The following is a 22,663-nucleotide window of genomic DNA, read 5'->3' on the forward strand; positions in this document are numbered from 1 at the left end:
CTAGTCAAAACTGTTGACGCAAGAGGTATTGCGGCCGCTTTTCTTGGCCTGATACAAGGCCTGGTCAGCGCACTCGAGCACATCCTGCAGTGCCATGCCCTGGCGGGGAACGAAGCTTACGACACCTACACTGATGGTGAGATAGGCGCCAGTCGGCGAAAATTCGTGAGGGATCACTGCATTTCTCACCCGCTCGCACAGGTAGACGCCGGTTTTGGCTGCCTCCTCCTGCGTGGTGTGAGCGCGTACGACGCAGAACTCTTCGCCGCCGTAGCGGGCCACGAATTCGCCCGGTCGGCGTATACCTGAACTCAATATGTCTGCAACCTGTCGCAGACACTCATCTCCGGCAACATGCCCATAGCCATCGTTATAAAGCTTGAAATGGTCGATATCCAGCATGATGACAGCCATTGGTAGTGCCTGACGTCGGTGTCGAGTAAACTCACCTCCCAGCTGTTTATCGAAGTATCGACGGTTGTAGATACCGGTCAGCGAATCTCGTTCAATCAGCTCACGCATCGCTTCCGTCTGAGCTGCCAACAGCAAATGGGTTTTCACCCTGGCTGTGACGACAGCAGGATTGAATGGCTTCGCTATGAAGTCCACCGCACCAAGCTCGAGCGCCCTCACCTCAAAATCGGCTTCAGAATGCGCGGTTACGAAAAGCACCGCGGCATTGGCGGTAGCCGCCGAGCTTTTGAGCGCCTTACACGTCTCAAAACCGTCCATGCCGGGCAATTGCATATCGAGCAGTATCACCTGCGGCTGCTGCTTCGCAGCGACCTGCAGCGCTTCTTCGCCGCTCGTGGCAAAACTCACCGAACAGAAGCCGCGAAGAATGGCACTCAACATCTTGATCAGCTGCGGGTTGTCGTCCACAACCAGAACCTTGCCCTTGGCCAGCGTTTTATCCGACATTACTGAGATCGCCTCGAAAATTTCATCTCATCAGTGTAGCAGATGGTCAGCAGGCGCTTTTCAGATCGATATCCAGCCACGGTCTTGTTCAGCCAGCCAGATCGAGATATTCCTATTCTGCTGCCATACTCCCTCAGATAGAGTCGATACCGAGTTGTGGAACACGCGCGCCTATGAAGACTACCGTCGATCTGGAACAGACACTGCTGGACATCTGCGCAGACATGACAGCCTGCGAGGACAAAGGTGTCGTCGCCAACTACATACCCGAACTTGCCAAAGTCAGCCCGGATCGCTTTGGCATGTCAGTCTGTCTCGCCGATGGGCAACAATTCAGCGCCGGCGACGCTGCCACCCGCTTTTCGGTCCAGAGTGTGTCCAAGGTGTTTACATTAGCCATCGCCCTGGGCCGCTATGGCGACGGCCTGTGGCGGCGAGTGGGGCGCGAGCCCTCTACCCATGACTTCAATTCGGTGCAGGAGCTCGAGGTTCGCAGAGGTATTCCACCAAATCCTTTCGTAAACGCAGGCGCAATCGTCACAACAGATATGGTGCTCGCCGACTCCACACCGGCAGAGACGCTGGGAGAAATTCTGCGCTTCATTCGCCAGGCTGCGTCTGACGAGGACATTCTGATTGATCCAGCTGTTGCCGCGTCCGAGAAGCTCAGCGGCCATAAGAATTGGGCCCTCGCCCACTTCCTGAAAAGCTTTCAGAACCTGAAGCACCCCTGCGAGCGTACGCTAGGCGTGTATTTTCACCATTGCGCCATTGAGATGACCTGCGAACAGCTCGCGCGATTCGGCCGCTTCCTTGCCGGGTTCAGCAAGTCGCCAAACCTGGTGTCGCGGGAAAATATCCGCAGCATCAATGCGCTGATGATGACCTGCGGCCACTACAACGGGTCTGGCGAGTTTGCCTATCGCGTGGGTATTCCAGCGAAGAGCGGTGTCGGCGGCGGCATCCTTGCGATATTGCCAGGCAAAGCCTCCATTGCCGTCTGGGCTCCCGGCCTCAACAAGCAGGGCAACTCTCTGCTCGGCACCAAGGCGCTGGAAGCACTTTCACGGTCTCTGGACTGGTCCGTGTTTGACTCAGGCGGACAATAGCTCAGCTGCGGCCAGGACACCGGGTAGCCATCATTTTCACCATTTCCGGGCAGGTACCCTGTGCACGCAGGGCCTCTACAACCCCGCCATGATCCGCCTCACTTCGGTTCTGGCTGATCTTCCACTTTCCCTCGATCGACCGGATGGGTATTTCAATACCTACGATGGCTCTGAGCTGTGTCGCGACGAAATCCTCGGGTGCATCGTTCACCCGCCATGGTGTCCCGCGATCAGCCTCGAGATCATCAGTCAGCCGCCCGAGGTGCTCAGCAATCCAGAGCGGATCATCGATGACTTTCGGAAGGCCTCGCACCTGCACCATCACAAAGTTCCAGGTCGGCACCACCTTGCCAGTCTCGGCTTTCGAGGCATACCAGGATGGGCTCACATAGGCTTCAGGCCCCTGAAATATCAACAGGGCCTCAGCGCCCTCACGCAGTGCGGCGAGCTGGGTGTTGCCTCGGGCAAGATGAGCACGCAGCAGGCCGCCACTTCTGCACAGCGAGAAAGGCATCAGATTGGCCAACAAGCCAAGACTCCCTGTCGTGATGAGCGTGGCTAGCGGGTAGGTCTCTATCAAATCGAACAGTACATCAGTTCGATGCTCTCTAAAGATATTCGGACAGTACATGGCATCATCTCCATTGCGGGTTCCGACACGAGTTTGGCGCTATAATGGACTGGAGCGTATAGCCACTTAGGCTTTATTTCACCAGACCACTTTTGCATTGGGACTATCAGTCATGGCGCGACGGCCACTTGTTCTGGAGATGCCTGCCCTGGGCGTCATCGATCTTCAGGCGGGTCATGTCGGCCGACAAATTGTCGAGGCCCTGCGCAGTGCCATTTCGAGCGGTGAACTGGCGGCCCATGAGCGACTACCCTCGAGCAGAGTGCTGGCACGATCGATGGGCGTGTCGCGAAGCACTGTGACTGATGCCTATGAACAACTGATCGCAGAAGGCTGTCTGATGGCTCATCGGGGCTCGGGTACCCGGGTGGCTTTCGGATCGAATTCAGGTCTCCAACCCTCTAAGCAACTTGGAGAGCCGGGCGCAGAATCTGGACTTCCTGCTTCAAGCATCGGCCAGCGCTACCTCGCCATTGCCGATATGCTGAGCCCGCTGGATTCAGTGCCTTTCTCCATCGCCGTGCCTGAAGGCGAGGTCGCTATGGGGCCGCACTGGAGACGCCTGAGTAAACGGGTACGAGCCTCGACAAGCAGCGCCCCATCAGGCTATCCCGATCCACAAGGTCTCCTGGCCCTCCGCCAGGCGATCGCCAGCTACCTCAGGAAGTCGCGTGCGGTACGATGCGATCCAGCACACATCCTCATCACAGAAGGCAGCCAACAAGGTCTCTACCTTGCTGCCAAGGTTCTTCTGTCTCCCGGCGATCCGGTATGGGTAGAGGACCCGGCTTACGGCGGGTTGACAGCAGTTCTGGATGATCGTGGTGCTGTTCTACACGCGACGCGGGTCGACGCCCAGGGCTTCGATGTCGCCAGCGCCAGGCAAGCCGCGCCCGAGGCTGTAGCTGCCTTCGTAACGCCTTCACATCAGTTCCCAATGGGTATGCCGCTGAGCATGCCGAGGCGGCTTGAACTGGTCGAGTGGGCCCGTGCTCATGGGCGCTGGATCGTCGAAGACGATTACGACAGCGAACTACGCTACACCGGCCAGCCCTTTCCGGCTATGCAGGGTCTTGCGCCCGACAGCGTCATCTACCTCGGTACTTTTAGCAAGATCCTGGCCCCCTCTCTGCGACTGGGCTATATCGTCGCCCCCGAAAGCCTGATAAAAGCCTTCGTCGGTGCCCGTTCGCTGATGGGTAGAGGTTCACCATCCCTGGAACAACACGTACTCGCTGCCTACATGGCCGAGGGTTATTTCGAAGCGCATATCCGACGTATTCGAACGATTTATGCTCAGCGGCGACAGGCACTGGTCGAGCTGATTGAGAAAGAACTGCCCTGCCTCACTGTTCTACCGGCAGATCAGGGCATGCACCTGGTCGTGACGCTCGCTGGCGGACTCAATGACGTCGATGTTGCCAACTCAGCCAGAAAAGAAGGCATCGCCCTGCGCGCACTTTCACCCAGGTGCGCAAAGGCGCCAAAGCTTTCCGGCCTGCTGCTGGGCTTCGGCGGGTTTTCACCTGGCCAGTTGGCAACCAGCGTACGCAAGCTGCGGATGGTCCTGGAATCGGCCGCCTGGGCCTAATTGCATGTTTTGCAGCAGCAGAAGCTATATAAGCGGGAGTGTTCTCTGCATGGTCCAGCAGGTCGCGACAATACCGAGCGTATAGGCTGCGCCACGCCTGCCGCTGAAGCTTCCGAAAAATGGCCCAAGCCTGAGCGTCGAGCCGTAGATAAGCAGTACCAGGGCGATGAACAAGATCTGACCGGCTTCGACGCCGAGATTGAAGCCGAGCAGCGCAAGCGGCAGATCCGACACTTCGAGCTCCAGTTCGATGAGCGCGCCGGCGAAGCCGAAGCCATGAAGTAGTCCGAACGCTCCAGCCATAGACCACGGATATCGGACACAAAGGCCGGGATTGCCATCCTGCAGCCGGACCGCTTCATAGGCCATGACAACGACTGACAAGGCGATACAGGCTTCGAGGGCATCGACAGGCACTTGCACATCACCAAGCGTAGTCATGAGCAAGGTCACACTGTGGCCTACGGTGAACGCTGTGATCGTTGCCAGCAATCGACGCCTCGACGACATGAGCAGCAGCAGTCCCGTGACGAAGAAGAGATGATCTATGCCGCCAAGTATGTGCCTGATGCCGAGTTCGAAGTACGTTCCCACCTGAGCAGCGGTGGTGGCCGACCCTGCGCCCAGCGCCGACAAGTTGATGGTGATCTCACCATTGTCGGTAGCAAAAACCGCTTTCGAGTCTGGTGCGTTCTGCCAGCTGGCCTTGAGGAGCAGGCCATCAATTGGCCAGTGGAGAATGAAGGTGTCGAGATTTGTCAGTCTGCTTTCGCAGTCAAAAATAAAATCCCGTCGACTATCATTTTGATGCACCTCTGCTTCCCGTAAGGTGCAGCGACGCGGCAAGTCCGGTGGCTGAAAAACCCTCTCCAGCGGTTTCGCCGTCAGCCAAACCGTTAGGGCGTAATCAGAGCCGGTAGCGGTATCGCTTTCCACGAGGTCGGCCTTGAGGACGCCCAGATCATGAGCTTGCGCAGGACTGAACATGCCCACAAGCACCAGTGTCAGGTTAAGCCAAAGAAACGCGGATCCGCGTCTGAACAGCGTCATGATCAATCAACCTGCAGCACACGATACTGTTGCCGCAAACCGGCGAGCGCACGATCGACCGAGCTGTTGATCTGTGCCTCACGCCAATCCCGTTCGATATAGGCTGCAAGATGTTCAAACGGCGGGACCTCACCTGCTTCCCTGGCGATTACGCGCAAATAATGACTGCCATAAGGACTGAGTACCGGACCAAACCAGTCCTTCCCACTGGCTTCGTCGACTGCATCTGCCACGTGCTGACCAAAGCGAGCAGCAATCGATTCAGTACTTTCAGCCTGAAGATGGCGTGGAAAGCGCGGGTTGTCTCTCCACTCAAAGGCGCCCGCACCCGCCTGCTCGAGCATCTGTAGAACATTGTCAGGCGCCGCCTGATCCCGAGGTAGATACACCTGCTCCAGCGTCCACTGTGTAGGCTCGGCATATTCTTCTGCGTGTTCAGCATACCAGCGCTCAAGGTCAGCCTGCTCTGGCTCAGGATGATTCGCACCTAATACCAGCCGCATCTTGTTTTTCAGCCGACTGCGAATCACGCCATCGTCATGCAAGCCGCGTCTGTATGCCTCACGCACCAGAATCTCTTCATCGACATAAGCATCTAGCGCCGCCTTCGTTTCAAGCTCAGAAAGTGGCTTTCCGGTAAGGCGCTCGCGATTGTCTACCGCCAGCGCCAGCACCTGCTCGTCGATCTCGATCACCGCTGCCGAGCGACCGTCTCCACTACGCGCATTGCCACTGTCCAGCACGAACAATACGCTACCACCGACGATGAAGACGAATATCGGCTCTCGGATGAGCTTGCGGATACTGATCACTCGAGCCGCCTTCAGGGATTGGCCTGTATCAGACGGAACGAGCCCTGTGAGCTGGCATCCACCTCGAACTCACCGGTTACTGGTGAATACGTGAAGTAGTCCACCTTGTCCTCGAGCGGTTTGAACACGTAATAGCGCAGCCTCATGACCTCCTGCGCATCACACTGATAGTCCGTGATGAAGTTGTGCGCGACACCGCCTCTGGGGCCATTGGTCGTATAGTAGGCTTCTCGCTGGCACACATGCCCTGCGTTCGACAACACGATATTGTCGAACCTGGTCAGCAGATTGTCCCGGATATGTCGTGTCGCCCAGGTGTCGTGGGTGGCCAGGATCACCTTTCTGTCCGGGTAGGCAGCGAGTATCGATTTGGCCCAGTTCATACCTGCAGGACGGTACTGGGAGTATTGGTCGTAGGTTTCGACCTGGAGAAACATGTAGGACTCCTGACCGATATCCATGAGCGCATAGTTGTTCTCAATGCCACCGAAATCACCGCCATACCAGGACTCGCGTGAAAAGCTCGAGACAGGAAAGTACTGGTTCATCATTCCGGGGTCATCGTGGTTGCCAATGATCGGCATAAACGGGACCTGTCCATACAGCTTGTCCCAGGCAGAGGTCGAGTTGTCCCACTCCCAGCGATTGTTCCAGCTCTCGGTAATATCTCCCAGCCCCTGGACGAACTTGATATTGAGCTGGCTTTTGATATTCACGATCCAGTCAAAGGCCTTGCGCATATGCGCAATAGGCGCATTGGCCCTGTTCTGGGAGTAATGCTGGGTATCGGGGATGACCACAAGTGTCCACTCACCCCGAGCCTTGTTCACCGTAAATGGGCCGGCAGGTGTAGAGCCCGCCGGCTGGAAATCCACATAGTTGAGGTTAAAGTTGCCGGCTTCAATTCGGAGCGTCAGCGTCTGCTCGCCCGCGTCGAGTTCAACACCGGAAACAGTAACAGTTCGCCAGGTTTGCCAGCCGCCAGTGGCAGGAGAGGTAGCGCTGGTGATCTCCCGGTTGCCAATGTCGATAGCCACACGACCGGCCCCACCAGCACTGGCTACGCGGAACTGCAGATCATAGCGCCCTGACTCTTCAACCTTTACTGTGTAATTGAGCCATTCGCCACTGTCCGTCCAGCCAAGGTTGTAGCCACCGCCCGTGTCACGCGCTACCTCAAGATCGACCGCATCCTTCCGGAAGGCACCGCCGGAGTTGCCAGCATCACTATCTGAATAAGCGAGACCCGAGCAACCCTTGTCATAGCTTTCGGCCTCCAGACGCCCCGGCAGGACAGTCGCAGCGCCACTGAATGGCTTACTGCTGCATGGATCGCTACCGCCGTCCCCGCCACCGCCCGCGTTGCGCTCATACACACGAACGTAATCAACTTCCATAGTTTGTGGGAAGCGGGTGCCTGAGTTCGGGCTGCCTGGCCACTGTCCGCCCACCGCTACGTTAAGAATCAGGTGGAAGCGCTGATTGAACGGCGCAGGGTAGCTTGCAGCCTCGCTGTACCATTCAGTCTGAGTGGCATAGAGCCTGTCGTTGACATACCACCGGATCTCGCCCTCTTCCCACTCAATAGCGTAAACGTGAAAGTTCTCGCTGACACTGCTCGCTGGCGTGACGCTCTTGCCTTTGTGAGTGTTATTCGGCCATTTGCCGCCGTAGTGAATGGTGCCATGGACCTCGTTGCCGCCGGCTGCGCCGAGATTTACGGCTTCCATGATGTCAATTTCTCCACTGGCGGCCCAGCCACCGTAAACCCAGTCTGTAGGCAGCATCCAGATTGCGGGCCACATGCCCTGGCCCGCTGGCATCCTGGCCCGCACTTCGACCCGACCGTAGGTCCAGTCGCCCTTGTTCGGCGTGCTCAGTCGCGCGGAAGTAAAATCGCGCGTGCCGTCAGCACCACTGTAGCGCTCCCTGAGTGCCTGTATAACAAGCTTTCCATCCTTCACGAAGGCGTTCGCTGGCCGGTTCGTATAGTACTGCAGCTCGTTGTTGCCACCCCCCTTACCGTCGACCGCGAGTTCCCACTTGCTTCGATCAATCTGGCTACCGTTGAATTCATCATTCCAGACCATTTTCCAGCCAGAGGGCGTGGCTGGTGGCGGATTCTCAGGCCCAACGACTGGACCGGGCGTGTCCTTGCGAATGAACTGGAATTTCTGGTTGGCAGTATTCAACCAACGCCACTGGATCAGTGGCGCGCCCGCTTCCCGGCTCTTGCCGGACACATCAACCACCTTCCCGCTTCTACGATTGACGATCCTGTAGCGGTCGCCACCTACCGCTTCAATGGCGAAGGTCTGCGCGGTGTTTCCGAGATCATTCCATTGTTGCAGCCGCGCACCATCATTCTGGCTGCCACCAGACACATCGAGTGCCATCTGACTCTGCTGCGCCAGCAGCTTGTAAGAGCCATCAGCTACCCGAACAACTTTCCAGCGCTGCTGCCTTTCGCCATTACAGTGCCACTGGTTGACCCCGGCACCCGCCATCATGGCGCCTTGCCTTGTATCCACATCCAGACAAAGCGCTGAGTTTTCCGGCCGAATTTCGTAGATACCCTCCGCGATAGCGGCAGCTGCCGTGGTGGATAGAACCAGGTAGCAAGCGAGCGTAACGCAAAGCCACGATCTCCAGGTGGGAAGCAAACTGAACGAACGAGTTGGTGCTGGCATGGTGTGAAGTCTCCTTTTTTATTCTGTCCACGGGACGCTGGAACGCTTCAGACACTTTAACGAGCAAATATGTGGAAATTATGGAGACGGCTGTGGGCTGGCGCACAATTTCAGACTAATCGTGCAGCGGCTCGCAAAATGTACAGTAAGCTACCTGCTCTCGCTTGCTCAGCATTCTCACGGTGCTCAGATGCCTACTCTCGACACTTTCGAACCCTCGGGGCTTGTAAAGCCCCTGCTGCTGTTTGCGAGCCTGATGCTCATTCTCGTACTCAGCATCGCGCTGCCGCACCGAAGCTATGAGCTGGTAGAGCAACAGACTTTGAACAGGTCAGACCTGCAAATTTCAGAGCATCTGAACTGGTATGAAGATGTTGACGAGCGCTTCGACTACCGCGACATCAGGAACCGTCCTGCCGACCGACAGCTGCGCTTTGGTGGCAGAGCCTGGCTCGATAAGACACTGTCTGCTGAGCCGGTCTGGCTTTCCTTTGAAGTAGCGCTATCTGCGCCTGATCCTGGTAGGGAGGCTGGCGCCGCTGCCAACCTGTTTCTGGATTTCGGCTTCGCCACGCTCGACGAAGTAGATGTCTATCTCCTGAACCAGGATGGCGAACTGATGGCGCATTTACGCAGCGGGGACACCCTGGCGCGCCCTGATCGCCCATTACCGCTGAATCGCCCGGTATTCCCTATAGACCTGGCCCCGGGACAGCAGCGGACCGTGATCGTTCGCATTTATACGGACTCATTTCTCAATACGCCAGTCGCCATCAATGATGCCGCTCAAAGCATGGTGGGTGCTGCGCAGCTCTCCTTCATCGACGGCGTCTTCTACGGTGCCATGGCAGCGATGTTCTTCTACAACCTCCACATCTACATCATCGTGCGTCGGCGCAGCTATCTCTACTATCTCGGCTATGCACTATCGATGACGCTCTATCAGGCCTTCAGCGATGGCCTCTTGAACGACTGGACCAATCAGGCGTGGCTGCAACATCGAAGACTCGCCCTCTCAGGTGGTATCAGCACTATCATGCTGCTCAGTTTCGTTCGATCCATTCTCAGTCTCCGACAAACCCTGCCGACGATGTCGAAGATCATGGGACTGCTTATTGCCATGACCAGTCTTGCCTGTGTTATTGAACTCGTACATGCCAGTAACGCCACATCAATGCTGATGCTGCTGCTTGGACTGGCGGCCTGCGTCGCCGTTCCGGCCGCAGGCATTCTCGCATCCATACGGGGCCACGCGCTGGCACGCTCATTTCTACTGGCCTGGCTGGCCTACCCGGTCTTTTTCATAACATATATTGCGGTGATGGCCGGTCTTCTGCCGCCGAGTCACGACGCAATCAATGCCTTGAAGGTTGGTATTGCGCTGGAATCAATATTTCTATCACTTGCGCTTGCTGCCTATATCAATCAACTTCGACGCCAGCAAACGGCCCATGAACGGGCGTGGACAGTGGAGCTCGAGCAGCAGCTCGACACCTACAATGAAGCGGCCGACGACCTGGCGCGTGGCAACTACAAGCGGCGGCTCAAATTTCTGCCAGAGCAGCGACTGGCCCGCCTGGCAGAAAGCTTCAACTACTTTGCCGCCAGTACAGAGCGCTACGTCACCGAACGGCGGCGGTGGGTCTCTGATATTTCTCACGAGCTTCGAACCCCAGTTACCAGCGTGCGCGGCATGGTCGAATCAATACAGACGGGCGCCATGACGGCAAGCGCAGAAAACCTCGCGATACTGCATCAGGAGAGCCTCCGTCTCGAGCGACTAATCACTGACCTCAACCAACTGAGCCAGAGCGAAGAAGGTATCCTGGTCATGAAAACCGAAAGGGTAGATATTCACGCCGTCATCACTGAACTGCTCACGGCAAACGCGCAACGACTCGAGTCGGCCAGCCTGACCGCACAGCTGGAATTCGAAGTGATCAAGCCTGCGCTTATCGGTGACGAGGGCCGCTTGCATCAGCTTTTCGCAAATCTCTTGGAGAACTCACTGCGATACTGCCATGCACCTGGGCGGATTCATGTCAGTTCATGTATGGATCAGAACAGTCTGACTTTGCGCTGGAGTGATAGCGCGCCAGGCGTGCCAGCCGACCAGCACACAAAGTTATTCGAGAGGCTTTTTCGTGGCGACCCTTCGCGAAGCCGGCGAACTGGCGGCGCCGGTCTCGGCCTGGCCATCTGCAAGGCGATCGTCGAAGGGCATCACGGTCAATTGAACGCAGAGCCTTCGCCTCTTGGAGGACTGACCATCGCGATTCACCTGCCCTTCACCACTTGTAGCACTGCATCCCGGGAGTTGCCGTGAAGATATTGATAGTCGAAGACGAGGCACCCATCGCAAAAATCCTGGCAGCCAATCTCGAAAAGGCCGGCTTCGATTGCTTTCATCTGCAAGATGGTCATGACGTACCAGGCCATGTCGATACGATCAAGCCAGACCTGCTACTTCTCGACGTCCGCCTACCGGGCCAGGATGGTTTTGACATTTGCCGCAAGCTTCGATCTGTGTCGGATCTGCCTATCATTTTCGTAACGGCCAGTACGGAAGAGGCCGAACGTCTGCAGGGCTTCGAAACAGGCGCAGATGACTATATCTGCAAACCCTTCAGTCCGGTCGAGGTTGTGGCAAGAGTCATATCGGTACTGCGCCGCTATCATGCGAGCCCGTCGAAGCCGGCTGAAGCGAAACCTGTACTCACACTCATCTACGAGTCGCTACAGGCTCGTGTAGGCAATGCCACTATCTCGCTGACCTCCTCTGAGTTTCGCATACTTGAAGCGCTGCACTCAGTCTCAAATCGCATCTATTCCCGTGAGCAGCTACTCACGGTTTTACGCCATGGCAGTACGGACGCCTCCGACCGGGCTATCGACTCCCACATCAAGAATCTTCGCCGGAAGCTCGCACACATTGCACCGGATGAGAACTTTATTGAGGCGGTCTATGGAGAGGGCTATCGTCTCAACCGATAGACCCTCTCTCTGCTAGATCTCGCAAGATCTCGCACCGTCATTGGCTGCTTGTATTCTTGCTGTCATCCTTGCTAACGACGCCGGGAATCGGCTGTGTAGGACCCTGGAACTGACCTTCGAGGGCGTCCACACCACTCTGGGGCCGGGCCAGTGGTATCAGATCCTCCCGGGCCTTTCGCCGAGCCTCGGTATCGATGTTCATTCGCTTATCGCGGCTTTCCACCAAATCAGCCTTGGCTTCGCCCTGGCGGTTGAAGGACCAGGCCAGCATGGGTTCGCCCAGCGGCAGAGACTTGTCAGACGCACCACGCGCGGTTTCCCAGGTATGCCAGGTCTTGCCGTAGCTGTTCATCTTGCTCTTCATCAGCTCATGGTCAGCCTGCACTGGCAGATTCGGCGCCACCAACTGGCCCGATAGGATCTCACCATTGTGCGGGTGCCAATACTGCTTCTCCGGCTCAGGCAGTTGTTCGAACAGATGCTCGGAAATGATGTATTCAATACCATTGAGATTGGCGTCGCGCGTGTTGCCGTCGAAAAGGACGCATTGCGCAAAATCTTCGTTAACCTGTGTGCAGAAATGGTGCGCTTCCATCTGATGCGATGGGTCATCTTTCATTGGATGGAAGCCGACCAGATAGACGTTCATCGGCTCGAGTGGATCGTCTGGCTGCAGAGCCGCCGCACCGGCCTCCAGTACATTGGTTTTTGTGGACTCCTCGCGCCCTTCCGGCTCCACCGCCGGTTTCGTCTCGGCAAATCCCGTGCACCCGGCAAGGGCCGTAACGAGAGAACCGAGCACCACTGATTTTCTTACACAGCGAGTACAGCCCCTGGCTGCACTCGAAGACACCTTGCTGAACAGTTCACTGGCAGAGCCGAGTCCGGAAAATTGCATTACAAACGCTCCTTATCTGTAGTATCAAATCAAGATTCACCGCTGGCAGAGATGTCAGTTGGCCGGGTATCTACTGCCTGACCGCGTCATAGGCTGCTGCCCCATCCTGAGAGCGATGCAGGTCGTCGAAGTCACCACGCAGCGATTTCAATGCGAAACGCTCTTCGTTGATTTCCCTGGCGGTACGGAACCCAAGCCGACGCAGCACCGCAAGTGGCGGACACCAGCCTTGCACGGCGTGCTGAATCATGAAGGCCGGAACCCCTAGCGCAAGCGCTAGCCAACGCTTATCCACCTTGCTTGCCAAGGCGACACCTACCAGGGACAGCACTGCAAAATTCGTCTGCAAGGTGCGTTCGACATCCCATTCCTGATCAAGCTCTTGCAAGCGTCGATCGATAAGCGCGCTACGGTCGTTACTGCGCAGGTCAGTTAGTCGACCCTTCCATTTCTGCTCAATGCGATCATTCAGTTGTGGGTGTGTGTGATTGCTTACACGTAAGGCGGTTTCGGGGATCATATACATTCTCCTTTCAACAAAGATCTGATGGCGCGCTTGGTATTCGCGTGCGGTCAGTGCCGGGTTTGGGATTGATAAGCCCTGTAATCCCCCCGCAGTGCTCGCAGTGCGCTCCGCTCCTGCTCGATCTCATTCTGAGTTCTGATGCCCAGCCGGCGGAATAACGGCAGCATCGGATACCAGCCCTGCATATTGTGCAGAATGACCATACTTGCAGCCATGGCTGAGAGGGCAAACCAGCTCCGATTGACGGTGGCCCCAAGCACTGCCCCCAGGCCAATCATGGTTGGTGCTTCAATCTCGATGATGCGCTCGATATTCCATTCACTATCAAGTTCGCGCAGACGCTGGTCGATCTCTTCGATGCCGGCTCCAGCGTATTTGTTGATGTTGGATTCAAGCTGCTCGTCAAAACGCCGTTCGAGCGAGTCAGCTGTATTGTTTTCTACCCGTTGGGTGGTCGCTACAGGCATGAGACTCTCCTTGTGGTCGATGGATCATGCTATTGAAAGGTGCCCCCACTGACAGGGGGTCTCTCATGACCGCGGGTACGCCCACCCATAACAGATAGATCAGCTCATTTTTTATTCGCCAGAGGCTAGGCCAGATAGTCCTTTATCAGACGCCGGAGCGGCGGGTGGCTGGAGAGCTCGAACCCTCGGCTGGTAATCTCCTGCTCGACCCGTTCCGGCGTCCAGTCCTTCGCCTTGGCCTTGCTAAGCAGATAGACGGTGATCGCCCTGATACCGCTGCCACAATGCAGCAGCAATGGCTCTGAAGCACCTTGCATCGCCTCCTGAAACGCTTCAACGGCCTTGGGAGAAGGATCCTCCCGGTCGACTGGAATGCCTATATAATCAAGCCCATGCTTTTGTACCAGCTGCTCATTAGAACGCTCCGTCTCCTTCGGCTGGCGAAAGTCTACAACAGTTTTAATGCCGGCCCTCTTGAGCTCATCAAGGTCGCCGTCGTCTGGCTGAGGCCCAATGCGTACACCTGGAAACAATTCGGGAAATTTGCTCATGTCGTCGTGACCTCCTGGCTTTCAATAACGTATTTTAAAGGGGCGCTAGCCCTGTGGGCTGTGCGCCATCTGACGGCAGTACGCTTCCATATGCTCGGGAAGATCAGGTGGGCAGACACCGCATTCACGGTTGCCCGGAACGGCGTAATCGATGAATTTCGGGTAAGCAAGGTTCAGATTGCCCATGATCTCGCGGAACTCTTCCAGGCTCTTCGCCTGTCCGAGCCGAGGATTGCGTGCCTTCTCCTGGGCGATGGTGCTTATGCGCCTATCTTTATAATCATGAGCCGGATAGACCAGACAGTCCTCTGGCAGGGTGAACAACTTCTCGGTAACGCTACGATACAGGGTGTCGGCATCGCCGTTCTGGAAGTCTGTCCGACCGCAGCCGTCGATCAATAAGGCATCACCAGTGAAGATGCGATCATTCAGCCGATAGGCGAAATGGCCATCCGTGTGTCCAGGCGTATGGATCGGATCCAGTCTGAGACTGCCGAGCTCGAACGGCTTGCCCTCTTCGATCCCGACGTCGGCACAGGGCAGTCGTTCCATTGCCGGCACTGCTATTCTGCTACCCGTCTTTTGACGCAATTCCCTGGCAGACGTTATATGGTCCGCATGGATGTGCGTGTCGAGCGTGTAGGCAAGCTTCAGGCCGAGGCGTGAGAGCTCGGCAAGGTCCCGTTCGATGGCGTTGATGACGGGATCGACGAGAATGGCCTGTCCAGTCTCTTCACAGCCGAGTAGATAGGTGTAGGTACTGGAAACTGGTTCGTAGAGTTGGCGAAAGATCATCCAATAGTTCTCCTGATGTGATTAGCGTTAATCTACTTACCTTGTTCGAACAGGAATTTGTGAGCAAAAACACCCACTGTCATGGCAAGCACGAAGCCGAGGACTGGCAGAAGCCCCGAAGTGATCGCTGTAAGTGCGGGTCCGGGACAGAGTCCCGCCATCCCCCAGCCAATTCCGAAAATTGCAGCGCCGATGACCAGTCGGGCATCGATATCGCTTTTGGTCGGCAAGTGGAACTTGTGGGCGAACAGTGGGTGGGGCCGCTTCAACACGAAATGGAATGCCGGAATCGTGACCAGCAGCGCCCCACCCATGACCAGAGCCAGCGTCGGATCCCAGGCGCCGGTTATATCCAGAAAATTGAGAACCTTGGCAGGATTGACCATCTGGGACAGGGCCAGGCCGATGGCGAAAATAACACCAGCAATCAAGGACAAGGCAAGTTGGGCAACAGTGTTTGAGCGTTCCATATCAGGCTCCCAGAACATGTCGAATGACGAAGGTAGTTGCAGCGGCTGTCGTAATGAAGGTGGCGGTGGCAACCATCGAGCGCGGAGCCAGCCGTCCAATGCCGCACACGCCATGACCACTTGTGCATCCGCCGCCGAGGCGAGCACCAAAGCCCACTAGGAACCCGGCCAGGATCATGAGCGGCCAGCTCACCTGCAGATCGACAGGCAGCGGCTCGCTCGACAGCAATGGCCAGAGTAGCCCGCCAAGAAGCATGCCGCCTATGAACAGCATTCGCCACAACGCGTCACCCTGAGTCGGCGTCAGCATCCCACTGAAGATACCGCTAATGCCGGCAATACGCCCCGCACCCCAGAGCATGAGTACGCTTGAGAGGCCTATGAGCAGCCCACCAAGCAAACCTGATATCGGAGTAAATTCTGTCATGGGTACACCTCGCTATTGAATAAAGTTCAAGTCTGAGCACTGATCCCGCAATACGCCCGGGGGTATATCGAAACTAAACCTGGTCGGAGCCGCCGTCGTGGACAAGCGCCTCAACCGCTGCTTCGGCTGAAATGAAAATCTGACCAGGTGCGATGCAGTTCAGAAAATCCGTCCGCGCCAAGCGATCCATGATCGGGCCCTTGACGTCAGACAGGTGTAAGGTGATACCGGCGTCGCGCAGGCTTTCAGCCAGCTGTTCAAGCGCTTCAAGCGCACTGTGGTCGATCTCATTGACGCCACTGCAAATAATCACCAGATGGCTGATGTCACGCTGTTGCGCAACCCTTGCGGCCACAACCTGCTCCACATGCGCGACGTTGGCAAAATACAGGCTACGATCAATCCGAATCAGCAGGAGCTGGGGCCAGGTCTGAACCTCATGGCGATCGATGTTGCGAAAATGTTCCGTACCCGGAAGCCGACCAACTATCGCTGTATGTGGACGACTGCTGCGCCACAGAAAGCTTCCTACGGCAACGGCTACGCCGGCGATCAATCCTGTCTCGATATCGAACAGGATGACGCCCAGAAACGTGGCCAGCATTGCTGCGCCGTCGGCACGGTCGTAACGAAAGGCTTTCACCGCGCTACGCCAGTCCAATAGCGGCGCCACCGCCACTACGATGATTGCCGCCAGTGCCGCCTTGGGCAGGAAGAAGAACCACTGTGTGAAGAACGCAGTGGTGACCACGACCAGTATCGCGGTGATGATGGTGGCGAGCTGCGTAACCGCACCTGCAGAAAAATTGACCATGGAGCGGCTGAAACCACCAGCCACTGGCATGCTGCCAGAGAAGCCAGCCACCAGATTGGCTGCCCCAAGAGCGATGAGCTCCTGTCTGTTATCAATCTTCTCACGCCTACGGTAAGCCAGCACCTTCGCAACCGATACGCTCTCGACGTAACCGATAAGACTGATGGTTATTGCCGAGGGGAGCAGCGCCATTGCGCGCTCGGCTTGCAGGAAGTCCCAGGTGGGTGATGGAAATCCTGACGGTATGGCACCGACAATGGCCACGCCAGCATCCCCCAGACCGACCGTGGCTACCAGCACGGTGAGCAAGGCAATGATGACCAGCGGTCCACCGCGGCTAATCAGAGTGGCACTACCCGTGCTCACACCGATGCCCTCTAACAGACGGATAAAGGGGGATCGGGACGCGAGTAAAAGTATGATACTTCCGGCGGCAAGACTGAGGGTCACGAGGTGAATCTCGTCGATACGCTGTATCGCAGCCCAGAACATATCGACGCCCGATCCGCCTTGCTGCGCGGGTATGCCAGTCAGGTTCCTGACCTGACTTAGAATGATCAATACAGCTGCCCCACTGGTGAAACCAGACAAGACTGAATGACCAAGGAAGTTCACCAGCACATCAAGCCGAAGCAGAGCCATCAATATGAGAATCAGACCGCTCATTGCTGCCAACAAAAGCGCATCCTGCAGATAGGACGGCTCCCCCTGCACAGCGCCTGAGGCCGCGAGCGCATTGGCCACCAACAGCGCGGCCACTGAGACAGGCCCTACCGACAGGGTCCGACTGGTCCCAAACAATGCGTACACAAGCGGTGGCAGAATACTCGCGTAGAGGCCAACTTCAGGCGGCAAACCGGCCAGCAGCGCGTAGGCCATGCCTTGCGGAATGAGCAGAACAGCAGTAATGAAACCTGCGGTGAGATCGCTCGGTAGCTGATCACGGCGATAGGCTTTCAACCACCCGATCGCAGGAACAACAGTCAACAAGTGGCGAGCGCTCATACGTTCATGCCCAAATTTTCCGCTAAAAATACAGCTGCCAATATACCCCCTGGGGTATAATTGTGGAATCGCTTTCTTAGTGAATCATCGGGGGTGGGTACGAATGGCTGTTGATAATAGCTCCAAACAGGAGCATCAGAAAAAGCTGCTTGCGCGGCTGGCACGCGTGGAGGGGCAGATTCGAGCGGTCCGCAGAATGGTCGAAGATGGCGAACGTTGTGAGACCATCGCCCAGCAGCTGGCAGCCTCTCGCAATGCCTTGAACAAGGCCTTCTGTGAGATGATTGCCTGTGCCATCGAGCATGAAATTGACGCTGATGGCGCACTGAACGATGACACCAGGTCGAAGCTGACAGACCTTTCCCAACTTCTGAGCAAATATGGCTAGAGGTCGAATTGCAAGCCGCTGATGACCGGGTTGGCGTACATCGCCAGCAGATAAGGTCTCAAAGCAGGTGAACACTGGGCCAGCCGCTGCTCGAATTGCATTTTCGCGGCACTCATCTGCTCGTCGCTGTATTCAGGAACGATGGCAGGCAAGACCCGCTCGGGATCGGCCTCGCGCAGCTTCTGATAGGCGAGATAATTGGTTGGAAACAGCTGGTAGCTGCGCAGAATCTGGACATCGATTGCTTCAGCCACGGCCTTGGCCGATTCGTAGGTCCCCGTGAGTGGCTCACCGAAGCTCACTTGCACACGGCCCTTGAAGCCGGTGATGCCGCTGACGATACTGTGGAGATCCTCGTTGTCGGTCTTTTCGTAGGTGTCGGTGCGCGCACGCATCTCCAGTTCACGGGCCTTCGCTATATCACAGGGATCGTACTCATAAGAGAGACTCACCGGCACAATGTTGAGGTTGCTTATCACGTCACTCAAGGTGGCACCGGTCTGTTTCTGACTCATGTTGAACATCTTGATAATAGCGGGATCGGTGCGATCGACGCCGTCCTTCGCGCGCCCTTCCTGCTGCGCTATCCAGATGGAATGGCCTTCGCGGATCGAGCCATTGATGTAGTTCGACAGGGTCAGAAAGGTATCGCGCAACTCTCGCGGGCTGGTAAATGTGCGCTTGACAATAAAACTCTTGTTGAGCCGCATGATCTCGCCCACCAGGCGGTCTTTGAAGAGATTGTCGCCGACTGCTATGCGTACTGTTGGAAACCCAGCCTGATCCAGTGCGAAATTCACCAGAGCGGGGTCCAGTACGATGTCCCGATGATTCGAGATAAAAAGATAGGCCTGAGAGGCGGACAGCTTCTCGAGGCCGTTTACGGTCAATGAGGTGGTAGTGTTGGCAACGGTCTGCGCCATATAGCGCGCCACCATTTGCTGCAAGTCCGCCACGTTGTGAACGTGCCGCCATCGCGCGCTGAGTAAAAGCCGAGTGGCCCATTGGGTCAGTGAGGGCGCTCGCTTCGCTAACCACGGCGTTTTGAAGCGGCTTATCAGCCGCAGGAATGCCGGGTCGTTCAGTAGCCTATTCAGGACGCCACGCACTTCACTATCGAAGTAGGGCCGGATATCATCGAACTGGTTCATGCGGGTAGTTTATCTATCGCGATGCTGTTCAACAGCAATCTCTTCCTCGATACGAATCAGATCTGCGATCTGCTGCGAAGTGGCGGCCTCGAGGTCGAAACACGCACCGTAGTAGAAGCCATCGTCTGTATCACGCACGTGAACGAGCGTGCAAGGCAGATCGCTGATTTCTACGAGGCTGTCTTCGACCGGGTAGCTGAAACTGATGGTAAATGTACCGCCCTCAGGCAGCGGGTCTGACTTGAACAGGGCCATGCCGTCGTGAGTGTAGTTGATCGACTCAAGTTCGAATGTCTGATCGCCGAAAACGACCTTGCTGGCACTGAAGCCTCCGGAGCACAGGAGCCTTGGGAGTTTTCTCTGCTCGGTATTCTGGTTTGGATTCATAGCTCCTCGTAGGCATTGGTCTGCATGGGTGTTCGTCATCTATTGAGTCTAGCATGTAGCCACCACACCGCAGTTGCTGAAATAGGTGAACTGCCACATTGCCTAAGATCCACTTTTCGGATTCAAGAGATCCTGGATCCAGTTGAGAAAAAGTACGGCATTTCTGGTGTCGAGCTTTTTCTTGTCCGGCACGTAGTAACACAGTTCGGATTCGACCGATCGAGTGCCAAATCGCTGTAGATGATTATTGTTCAGGAGCCGCGTCACCAGTGTAGTCGAACAAAAGACGAGCCCATCATCTTCCAAAGCCTGCTGAATACCGAAAATTTCCTGATCAAATTTTCTAAGCCTGACATTCGTCGAACTCAGTCCATTGGCTGTCAGCCATGCTGCCAGGGGTGGATCAGGTAAGGCTGCGTTTTTCCACTGCGTAGTGAAGACCGTGACGGCGCCAGTTAACCAGTCCGGCGTCTTCGACCCGCGACGGCCGAACATATCGAAGGACTCGTGGCGGATGATATCTACAGGGGAAACTTCGGCTGCGGAACCGAAGCGGATCGGGATGACATGAGATTGGCCGTCTACCGCCTCCCCTGTTGAGACTTCAACGGAAATGTCGGGACAATCTTGCGCTAGTTCCTGCAATGCTGGAATCAGCACCATAGCCGCTAACGACGATGTCGTGGTCACTCTCACCACACTGCCCGCCTTTGCCACCTCTTCCAGAGCGGAATCGATTAACCTGAATGCCTCAGACGTTGCTTTCGAGAGTTGCTTTCCCGACTCCGTCAGCGTTATCTGTCGCGGCTTTCGATGGAACAGATCGACCTTCAATCGACTTTCCAGATTGCTGATGTGATGTGAAATTGCCGCGGGCGTGAGCGAAAGTTCTTCTGCAGCACATTTGAAGCTTCCTCGACGCGCAGCTGTCTCGAATGCCTTGAGCGCCTGCAACGATACCTGCATCCCAATCCTCTACCCGTTTCCAAGACCGAGATGAAGTATAGATGAATTGAACTCATCTCAAGGTGCAATCTTCTCATTTGTATCGTCGTATTCGGAAGCCCAAGATGCTCCTGTCATCCACTAGCCAGAGGTTTCGCCTTGAGCACGGTATTACACATTGACTCCAGCGTCAGAGCAACCACTAACCCTAATCCCGCCCACAATTCACTGTCGAAGAACATTGCGCGTCGATTCGTCGAAACATGGTTCCGCACTAAACCCACAGATGAGTATATCTATCGTGACGTCGGTACTCATCCACCAGCATTCATAACTCAAAGCTGGATTGCTGCCGCATTCACACCCGCTGACCAAAGAGGAGCCGCCCAGAAGGAGATACTGGCTCTATCAGACGAGCTGATCGCCGAAGTGTCTGCTGCAGAGATCATCGTAATTTCTTCGCCCATGTACAACTACGGAATGCCGGCTCAGCTGAAGGCGTGGTTCGACCAGGTCGTCCGGATAAACAAGACCTTTGATTTTGACCTCTGCCGAGGTGACTTCCCATTACAGCCCCTGCTATCGGGCAAGACACTCATTGCGATTAGCTCTTGTGGGGAGTTCGGTTTCGGGAAGGGCGGGATAAGAGCGCACGCGAGTCATCTGGCGCCTCACCTCCGTACGCTCAGTAAATATTTAGGCGTAGCTTCCATGTATGAAATTGCCGCTGAATATCAGGAGTTCGGTGACGAGAGACATCGCGTATCTGTCGCTAACGCTACAAGTGGGGCAGAAAAGCTTGCCTTGGAACTCGCCAGCCTGAGCTTACAGCAGGGCATGCACTGCGCGTGATGAGAACAAGGGCATTCGCTGGGGGAACTGGATGGCGTCGCCGTGATCGGCTCACCTGCCATTCCTGCCGGTTATATCATTGCGCTCCTACTGAGCGCTTATGTTATAAGCTGATAGCCCATCAGTATTTCTCAAAATTCCGCGATCTCAATAGCATACGCTCACTCGACACACGGCCCGGACGCCCGCTTACATGAAGATTCGTAATCTCGATCTATCCGACACTGCCTTAAACCAGGAACACCAGGCGCTCGGTATTCCCCCTATAGAACAGATTCCCCTCCATCCTGTTATTCGCACTGCCGTATGGTTCGCGATACTGACACTGACGGGGCTTGTCGCTCTCGGGATCGCACAGGTGTTTGGTGACAGCTGGGATGCAGGTATTGCCACCATCGGGAACACCTTCAAGGACTCGATGTTCTGGAATGCGGTGTTGGTCGGCTTACTCGCACAGGCCGTTGATGGCGCGCTCGGCATGGCTTACGGGCTGACTTCCACCAGCTTCCTGCTCGCCACCGGCGCATCGCCAGCGCTGGCCACTGCATCAGTGCATATGGCCGAAGTCTTCACCACAGGCGTATCAGGCGTCTCCCATGCCAAATTTGGCAACGTCGATAAGAAGCTGTTTGTCCGCTTATTGATCCCCGGCATTGTTGGTGGTCTGCTCGGCGCAGTGCTCGTCACGCAGATCGACGGTGATACCCTGAAGCCCTTCATTACGGCGTACCTGTTGTTGATGGGTATCTACGTCTTGAGCAAAGCCTTCCGCAAGCACATCGCAACGCGGAAAGGCGAGCCACAGCACGTTGCCAAACTGGCCTTAGTCGGCGGTTTTGTCGATACCTCTGGCGGAGGCGGCTGGGGGCCGGTAGTTACCACAACGCTGGTCGGTACGGGCCACGACCCCCGCACCACCATCGGGTCGGTCAATTTCGCCGAGTTCTTTCTGACACTGGTCAGCGCCGCATCCCTCTTCATTCTGGTCGATGAGACCATCTGGCATGTCGTAGCTGGTTTGATCGTTGGGGGTCTATTCGCAGCACCCTTCGCAGCTTTCGCCTGCAAGAAGTTCTCGACCAGAACGCTATTGGTCCTGGTCGGATTGTTGATTAGCGGAATATCAGTATTCAATCTATACAAAGCGCTCTTGGGGTAGCACGTAGGCTTCAGAGCCCGAGCTAAGGCT

At 56.2% G+C, this 22,663-nt stretch carries 23 protein-coding genes; 7 read left to right on the forward strand and 16 right to left on the reverse strand.

All coding sequences use genetic code 11. From position 1 onward, the window contains the following. Positions 1–921, reverse strand: coding sequence for a diguanylate cyclase domain-containing protein (locus ACH3PB_RS07450; protein ID WP_416398806.1), 921 nt, complete (start codon positions 919–921; stop codon positions 1–3). Between the two features lie 173 nt (positions 922–1,094). Between ACH3PB_RS07450 and ACH3PB_RS07455 the strand changes: the two genes are divergently transcribed. Then, positions 1,095–2,030: a glutaminase gene (locus ACH3PB_RS07455; protein ID WP_416398808.1), complete on the forward strand. Its 936-nt coding sequence runs from the start codon at positions 1,095–1,097 to the stop codon at positions 2,028–2,030. A gap of 1 nt (position 2,031) precedes the next feature. Here ACH3PB_RS07455 and ACH3PB_RS07460 read toward each other — a convergent pair whose 3' ends face one another. Then, the gene (locus tag ACH3PB_RS07460; RefSeq protein ID WP_416398810.1) at positions 2,032–2,661 is read right to left on the reverse strand and encodes an FMN-binding negative transcriptional regulator; all 630 of its coding nucleotides are present in this window, start codon (positions 2,659–2,661) and stop codon (positions 2,032–2,034) included. 112 nt (positions 2,662–2,773) lie between these two features. On the opposite strand from ACH3PB_RS07460, the gene ACH3PB_RS07465 reads away from it, so the two are divergent. Further along, a complete protein-coding gene (locus ACH3PB_RS07465) occupies positions 2,774–4,252 on the forward strand; it encodes a PLP-dependent aminotransferase family protein (RefSeq protein ID WP_416398812.1) in 1,479 nt (492 codons plus the stop codon). A gap of 24 nt (positions 4,253–4,276) precedes the next feature. Here ACH3PB_RS07465 and ACH3PB_RS07470 read toward each other — a convergent pair whose 3' ends face one another. From ACH3PB_RS07470 to ACH3PB_RS07480, 3 genes are read right to left on the reverse strand one after another with little or no spacing between them, the layout of a single operon-like run. Next, positions 4,277–5,302, reverse strand: a complete 1,026-nt coding sequence (locus ACH3PB_RS07470) for a HupE/UreJ family protein (protein WP_416398813.1) — start codon at positions 5,300–5,302, stop codon at positions 4,277–4,279. Positions 5,303–5,304: 2 nt separating this feature from the next. Beyond that, positions 5,305–6,114: a peptidyl-prolyl cis-trans isomerase gene (locus ACH3PB_RS07475; RefSeq protein WP_416398815.1), complete on the reverse strand. Its 810-nt coding sequence runs from the start codon at positions 6,112–6,114 to the stop codon at positions 5,305–5,307. Positions 6,115–6,125: 11 nt separating this feature from the next. Continuing rightward, a complete protein-coding gene (locus ACH3PB_RS07480; protein ID WP_416398817.1) occupies positions 6,126–8,804 on the reverse strand; it encodes an RICIN domain-containing protein in 2,679 nt (892 codons plus the stop codon). Between the two features lie 190 nt (positions 8,805–8,994). Here ACH3PB_RS07480 and ACH3PB_RS07485 point away from each other — a divergent pair, with 190 nt between their 5' ends. Then, complete coding sequence (locus ACH3PB_RS07485) at positions 8,995–11,130, forward strand: 7TM diverse intracellular signaling domain-containing protein (RefSeq protein WP_416398819.1); 2,136 nt, start codon at positions 8,995–8,997, stop codon at positions 11,128–11,130. After that, on the forward strand, positions 11,127–11,798 hold the full coding sequence (locus ACH3PB_RS07490) for a response regulator (protein WP_416398820.1): 672 nt from the start codon (positions 11,127–11,129) through the stop codon (positions 11,796–11,798). The genes ACH3PB_RS07485 and ACH3PB_RS07490 overlap by 4 nt, the downstream gene beginning before the upstream one ends. A 37-nt stretch (positions 11,799–11,835) precedes the next feature. Here the strand turns inward: ACH3PB_RS07490 and ACH3PB_RS07495 are convergent, their stop codons facing one another. The 8 genes from ACH3PB_RS07495 to ACH3PB_RS07530 all read right to left on the reverse strand — a co-directional run bounded on the left by ACH3PB_RS07495 (position 11,836) and on the right by ACH3PB_RS07530 (position 17,751). Next, positions 11,836–12,696: an OBAP family protein gene (locus tag ACH3PB_RS07495; protein WP_416398822.1), complete on the reverse strand. Its 861-nt coding sequence runs from the start codon at positions 12,694–12,696 to the stop codon at positions 11,836–11,838. A 70-nt stretch (positions 12,697–12,766) separates the two neighbouring features. Continuing rightward, on the reverse strand, positions 12,767–13,216 hold the full coding sequence (locus tag ACH3PB_RS07500) for a hypothetical protein (RefSeq protein WP_416398824.1): 450 nt from the start codon (positions 13,214–13,216) through the stop codon (positions 12,767–12,769). Between the two features lie 53 nt (positions 13,217–13,269). After that, positions 13,270–13,689 carry a hypothetical protein gene (locus ACH3PB_RS07505; RefSeq protein ID WP_416398825.1) on the reverse strand — a complete coding sequence of 140 codons (420 nt, stop codon included), beginning with the start codon at positions 13,687–13,689 and terminating at the stop codon, positions 13,270–13,272. Positions 13,690–13,814: 125 nt separating this feature from the next. Continuing rightward, complete coding sequence (locus ACH3PB_RS07510) at positions 13,815–14,240, reverse strand: beta-lactamase hydrolase domain-containing protein (RefSeq protein ID WP_416398826.1); 426 nt, start codon at positions 14,238–14,240, stop codon at positions 13,815–13,817. A gap of 45 nt (positions 14,241–14,285) precedes the next feature. Next, a complete protein-coding gene (locus tag ACH3PB_RS07515) occupies positions 14,286–15,035 on the reverse strand; it encodes an MBL fold metallo-hydrolase (RefSeq protein WP_416398827.1) in 750 nt (249 codons plus the stop codon). Positions 15,036–15,067: 32 nt separating this feature from the next. After that, positions 15,068–15,505, reverse strand: coding sequence for a DUF6691 family protein (locus ACH3PB_RS07520; protein WP_416398828.1), 438 nt, complete (start codon positions 15,503–15,505; stop codon positions 15,068–15,070). 1 nt (position 15,506) lies between these two features. Continuing rightward, positions 15,507–15,932, reverse strand: coding sequence for a YeeE/YedE family protein (locus tag ACH3PB_RS07525; protein ID WP_416398829.1), 426 nt, complete (start codon positions 15,930–15,932; stop codon positions 15,507–15,509). Positions 15,933–16,005: 73 nt separating this feature from the next. Further along, a complete protein-coding gene (locus tag ACH3PB_RS07530) occupies positions 16,006–17,751 on the reverse strand; it encodes a SulP family inorganic anion transporter (protein WP_416398830.1) in 1,746 nt (581 codons plus the stop codon). A 103-nt stretch (positions 17,752–17,854) separates the two neighbouring features. On the opposite strand from ACH3PB_RS07530, the gene ACH3PB_RS07535 reads away from it, so the two are divergent. After that, positions 17,855–18,139 (forward strand): metal-sensing transcriptional repressor, encoded by a 285-nt coding sequence (locus tag ACH3PB_RS07535; protein ID WP_416398832.1) that lies wholly within the window; start codon positions 17,855–17,857, stop codon positions 18,137–18,139. Here ACH3PB_RS07535 and ACH3PB_RS07540 read toward each other — a convergent pair. The 3 genes from ACH3PB_RS07540 to ACH3PB_RS07550 form a co-directional block, all read right to left on the reverse strand. Next, positions 18,136–19,290, reverse strand: coding sequence for a 1-acyl-sn-glycerol-3-phosphate acyltransferase (locus ACH3PB_RS07540; RefSeq protein ID WP_416398833.1), 1,155 nt, complete (start codon positions 19,288–19,290; stop codon positions 18,136–18,138). The two genes, ACH3PB_RS07535 and ACH3PB_RS07540, sit on opposite strands and share 4 nt — an antisense overlap. Before the next feature lie 9 nt (positions 19,291–19,299). Beyond that, on the reverse strand, positions 19,300–19,677 hold the full coding sequence (locus tag ACH3PB_RS07545) for a PilZ domain-containing protein (RefSeq protein ID WP_416398834.1): 378 nt from the start codon (positions 19,675–19,677) through the stop codon (positions 19,300–19,302). A 102-nt stretch (positions 19,678–19,779) separates the two neighbouring features. Beyond that, positions 19,780–20,643, reverse strand: coding sequence for a LysR family transcriptional regulator (locus ACH3PB_RS07550; RefSeq protein ID WP_416398835.1), 864 nt, complete (start codon positions 20,641–20,643; stop codon positions 19,780–19,782). A gap of 138 nt (positions 20,644–20,781) precedes the next feature. On the opposite strand from ACH3PB_RS07550, the gene ACH3PB_RS07555 reads away from it, so the two are divergent. Further along, positions 20,782–21,474 (forward strand): FMN-dependent NADH-azoreductase, encoded by a 693-nt coding sequence (locus tag ACH3PB_RS07555; protein ID WP_416398836.1) that lies wholly within the window; start codon positions 20,782–20,784, stop codon positions 21,472–21,474. 193 nt (positions 21,475–21,667) lie between these two features. Beyond that, complete coding sequence (locus ACH3PB_RS07560) at positions 21,668–22,633, forward strand: sulfite exporter TauE/SafE family protein (RefSeq protein WP_416398838.1); 966 nt, start codon at positions 21,668–21,670, stop codon at positions 22,631–22,633. Positions 22,634–22,663 lie beyond the last annotated feature (30 nt).

This window comes from Allohahella sp. A8, assembly GCF_047946665.1.
Classification (GTDB): domain Bacteria; phylum Pseudomonadota; class Gammaproteobacteria; order Pseudomonadales; family Oleiphilaceae; genus Allohahella.

Bases quoted from the DNA above. Each gene is read 5' to 3' on its own strand.
- ACH3PB_RS07460 (WP_416398810.1), bottom strand. From the start codon at position 2,661: ATGTACTGTCCGAATATCTTTAGAGAGCATCGAACTGATGTACTGTTC.
- ACH3PB_RS07450 (WP_416398806.1), bottom strand. From the start codon at position 921: ATGTCGGATAAAACGCTGGCCAAGGGCAAGGTTCTGGTTGTGGACGAC.
- ACH3PB_RS07505 (WP_416398825.1), bottom strand. From the start codon at position 13,689: ATGCCTGTAGCGACCACCCAACGGGTAGAAAACAATACAGCTGACTCG.
- ACH3PB_RS07530 (WP_416398830.1), bottom strand. From the start codon at position 17,751: ATGAGCGCTCGCCACTTGTTGACTGTTGTTCCTGCGATCGGGTGGTTG.
- ACH3PB_RS07465 (WP_416398812.1), top strand. From the start codon at position 2,774: ATGGCGCGACGGCCACTTGTTCTGGAGATGCCTGCCCTGGGCGTCATC.
- ACH3PB_RS07550 (WP_416398835.1), bottom strand. From the start codon at position 20,643: ATGCAGGTATCGTTGCAGGCGCTCAAGGCATTCGAGACAGCTGCGCGT.
- ACH3PB_RS07480 (WP_416398817.1), bottom strand. From the start codon at position 8,804: ATGCCAGCACCAACTCGTTCGTTCAGTTTGCTTCCCACCTGGAGATCG.
- ACH3PB_RS07510 (WP_416398826.1), bottom strand. From the start codon at position 14,240: ATGAGCAAATTTCCCGAATTGTTTCCAGGTGTACGCATTGGGCCTCAG.
- ACH3PB_RS07495 (WP_416398822.1), bottom strand. From the start codon at position 12,696: ATGCAATTTTCCGGACTCGGCTCTGCCAGTGAACTGTTCAGCAAGGTG.
- ACH3PB_RS07545 (WP_416398834.1), bottom strand. From the start codon at position 19,677: ATGAATCCAAACCAGAATACCGAGCAGAGAAAACTCCCAAGGCTCCTG.
- ACH3PB_RS07515 (WP_416398827.1), bottom strand. From the start codon at position 15,035: ATGATCTTTCGCCAACTCTACGAACCAGTTTCCAGTACCTACACCTAT.
- ACH3PB_RS07470 (WP_416398813.1), bottom strand. From the start codon at position 5,302: ATGACGCTGTTCAGACGCGGATCCGCGTTTCTTTGGCTTAACCTGACA.
- ACH3PB_RS07500 (WP_416398824.1), bottom strand. From the start codon at position 13,216: ATGATCCCCGAAACCGCCTTACGTGTAAGCAATCACACACACCCACAA.
- ACH3PB_RS07560 (WP_416398838.1), top strand. From the start codon at position 21,668: ATGAAGATTCGTAATCTCGATCTATCCGACACTGCCTTAAACCAGGAA.
- ACH3PB_RS07520 (WP_416398828.1), bottom strand. From the start codon at position 15,505: ATGGAACGCTCAAACACTGTTGCCCAACTTGCCTTGTCCTTGATTGCT.
- ACH3PB_RS07540 (WP_416398833.1), bottom strand. From the start codon at position 19,290: ATGAACCAGTTCGATGATATCCGGCCCTACTTCGATAGTGAAGTGCGT.
- ACH3PB_RS07535 (WP_416398832.1), top strand. From the start codon at position 17,855: ATGGCTGTTGATAATAGCTCCAAACAGGAGCATCAGAAAAAGCTGCTT.
- ACH3PB_RS07485 (WP_416398819.1), top strand. From the start codon at position 8,995: ATGCCTACTCTCGACACTTTCGAACCCTCGGGGCTTGTAAAGCCCCTG.
- ACH3PB_RS07455 (WP_416398808.1), top strand. From the start codon at position 1,095: ATGAAGACTACCGTCGATCTGGAACAGACACTGCTGGACATCTGCGCA.
- ACH3PB_RS07525 (WP_416398829.1), bottom strand. From the start codon at position 15,932: ATGACAGAATTTACTCCGATATCAGGTTTGCTTGGTGGGCTGCTCATA.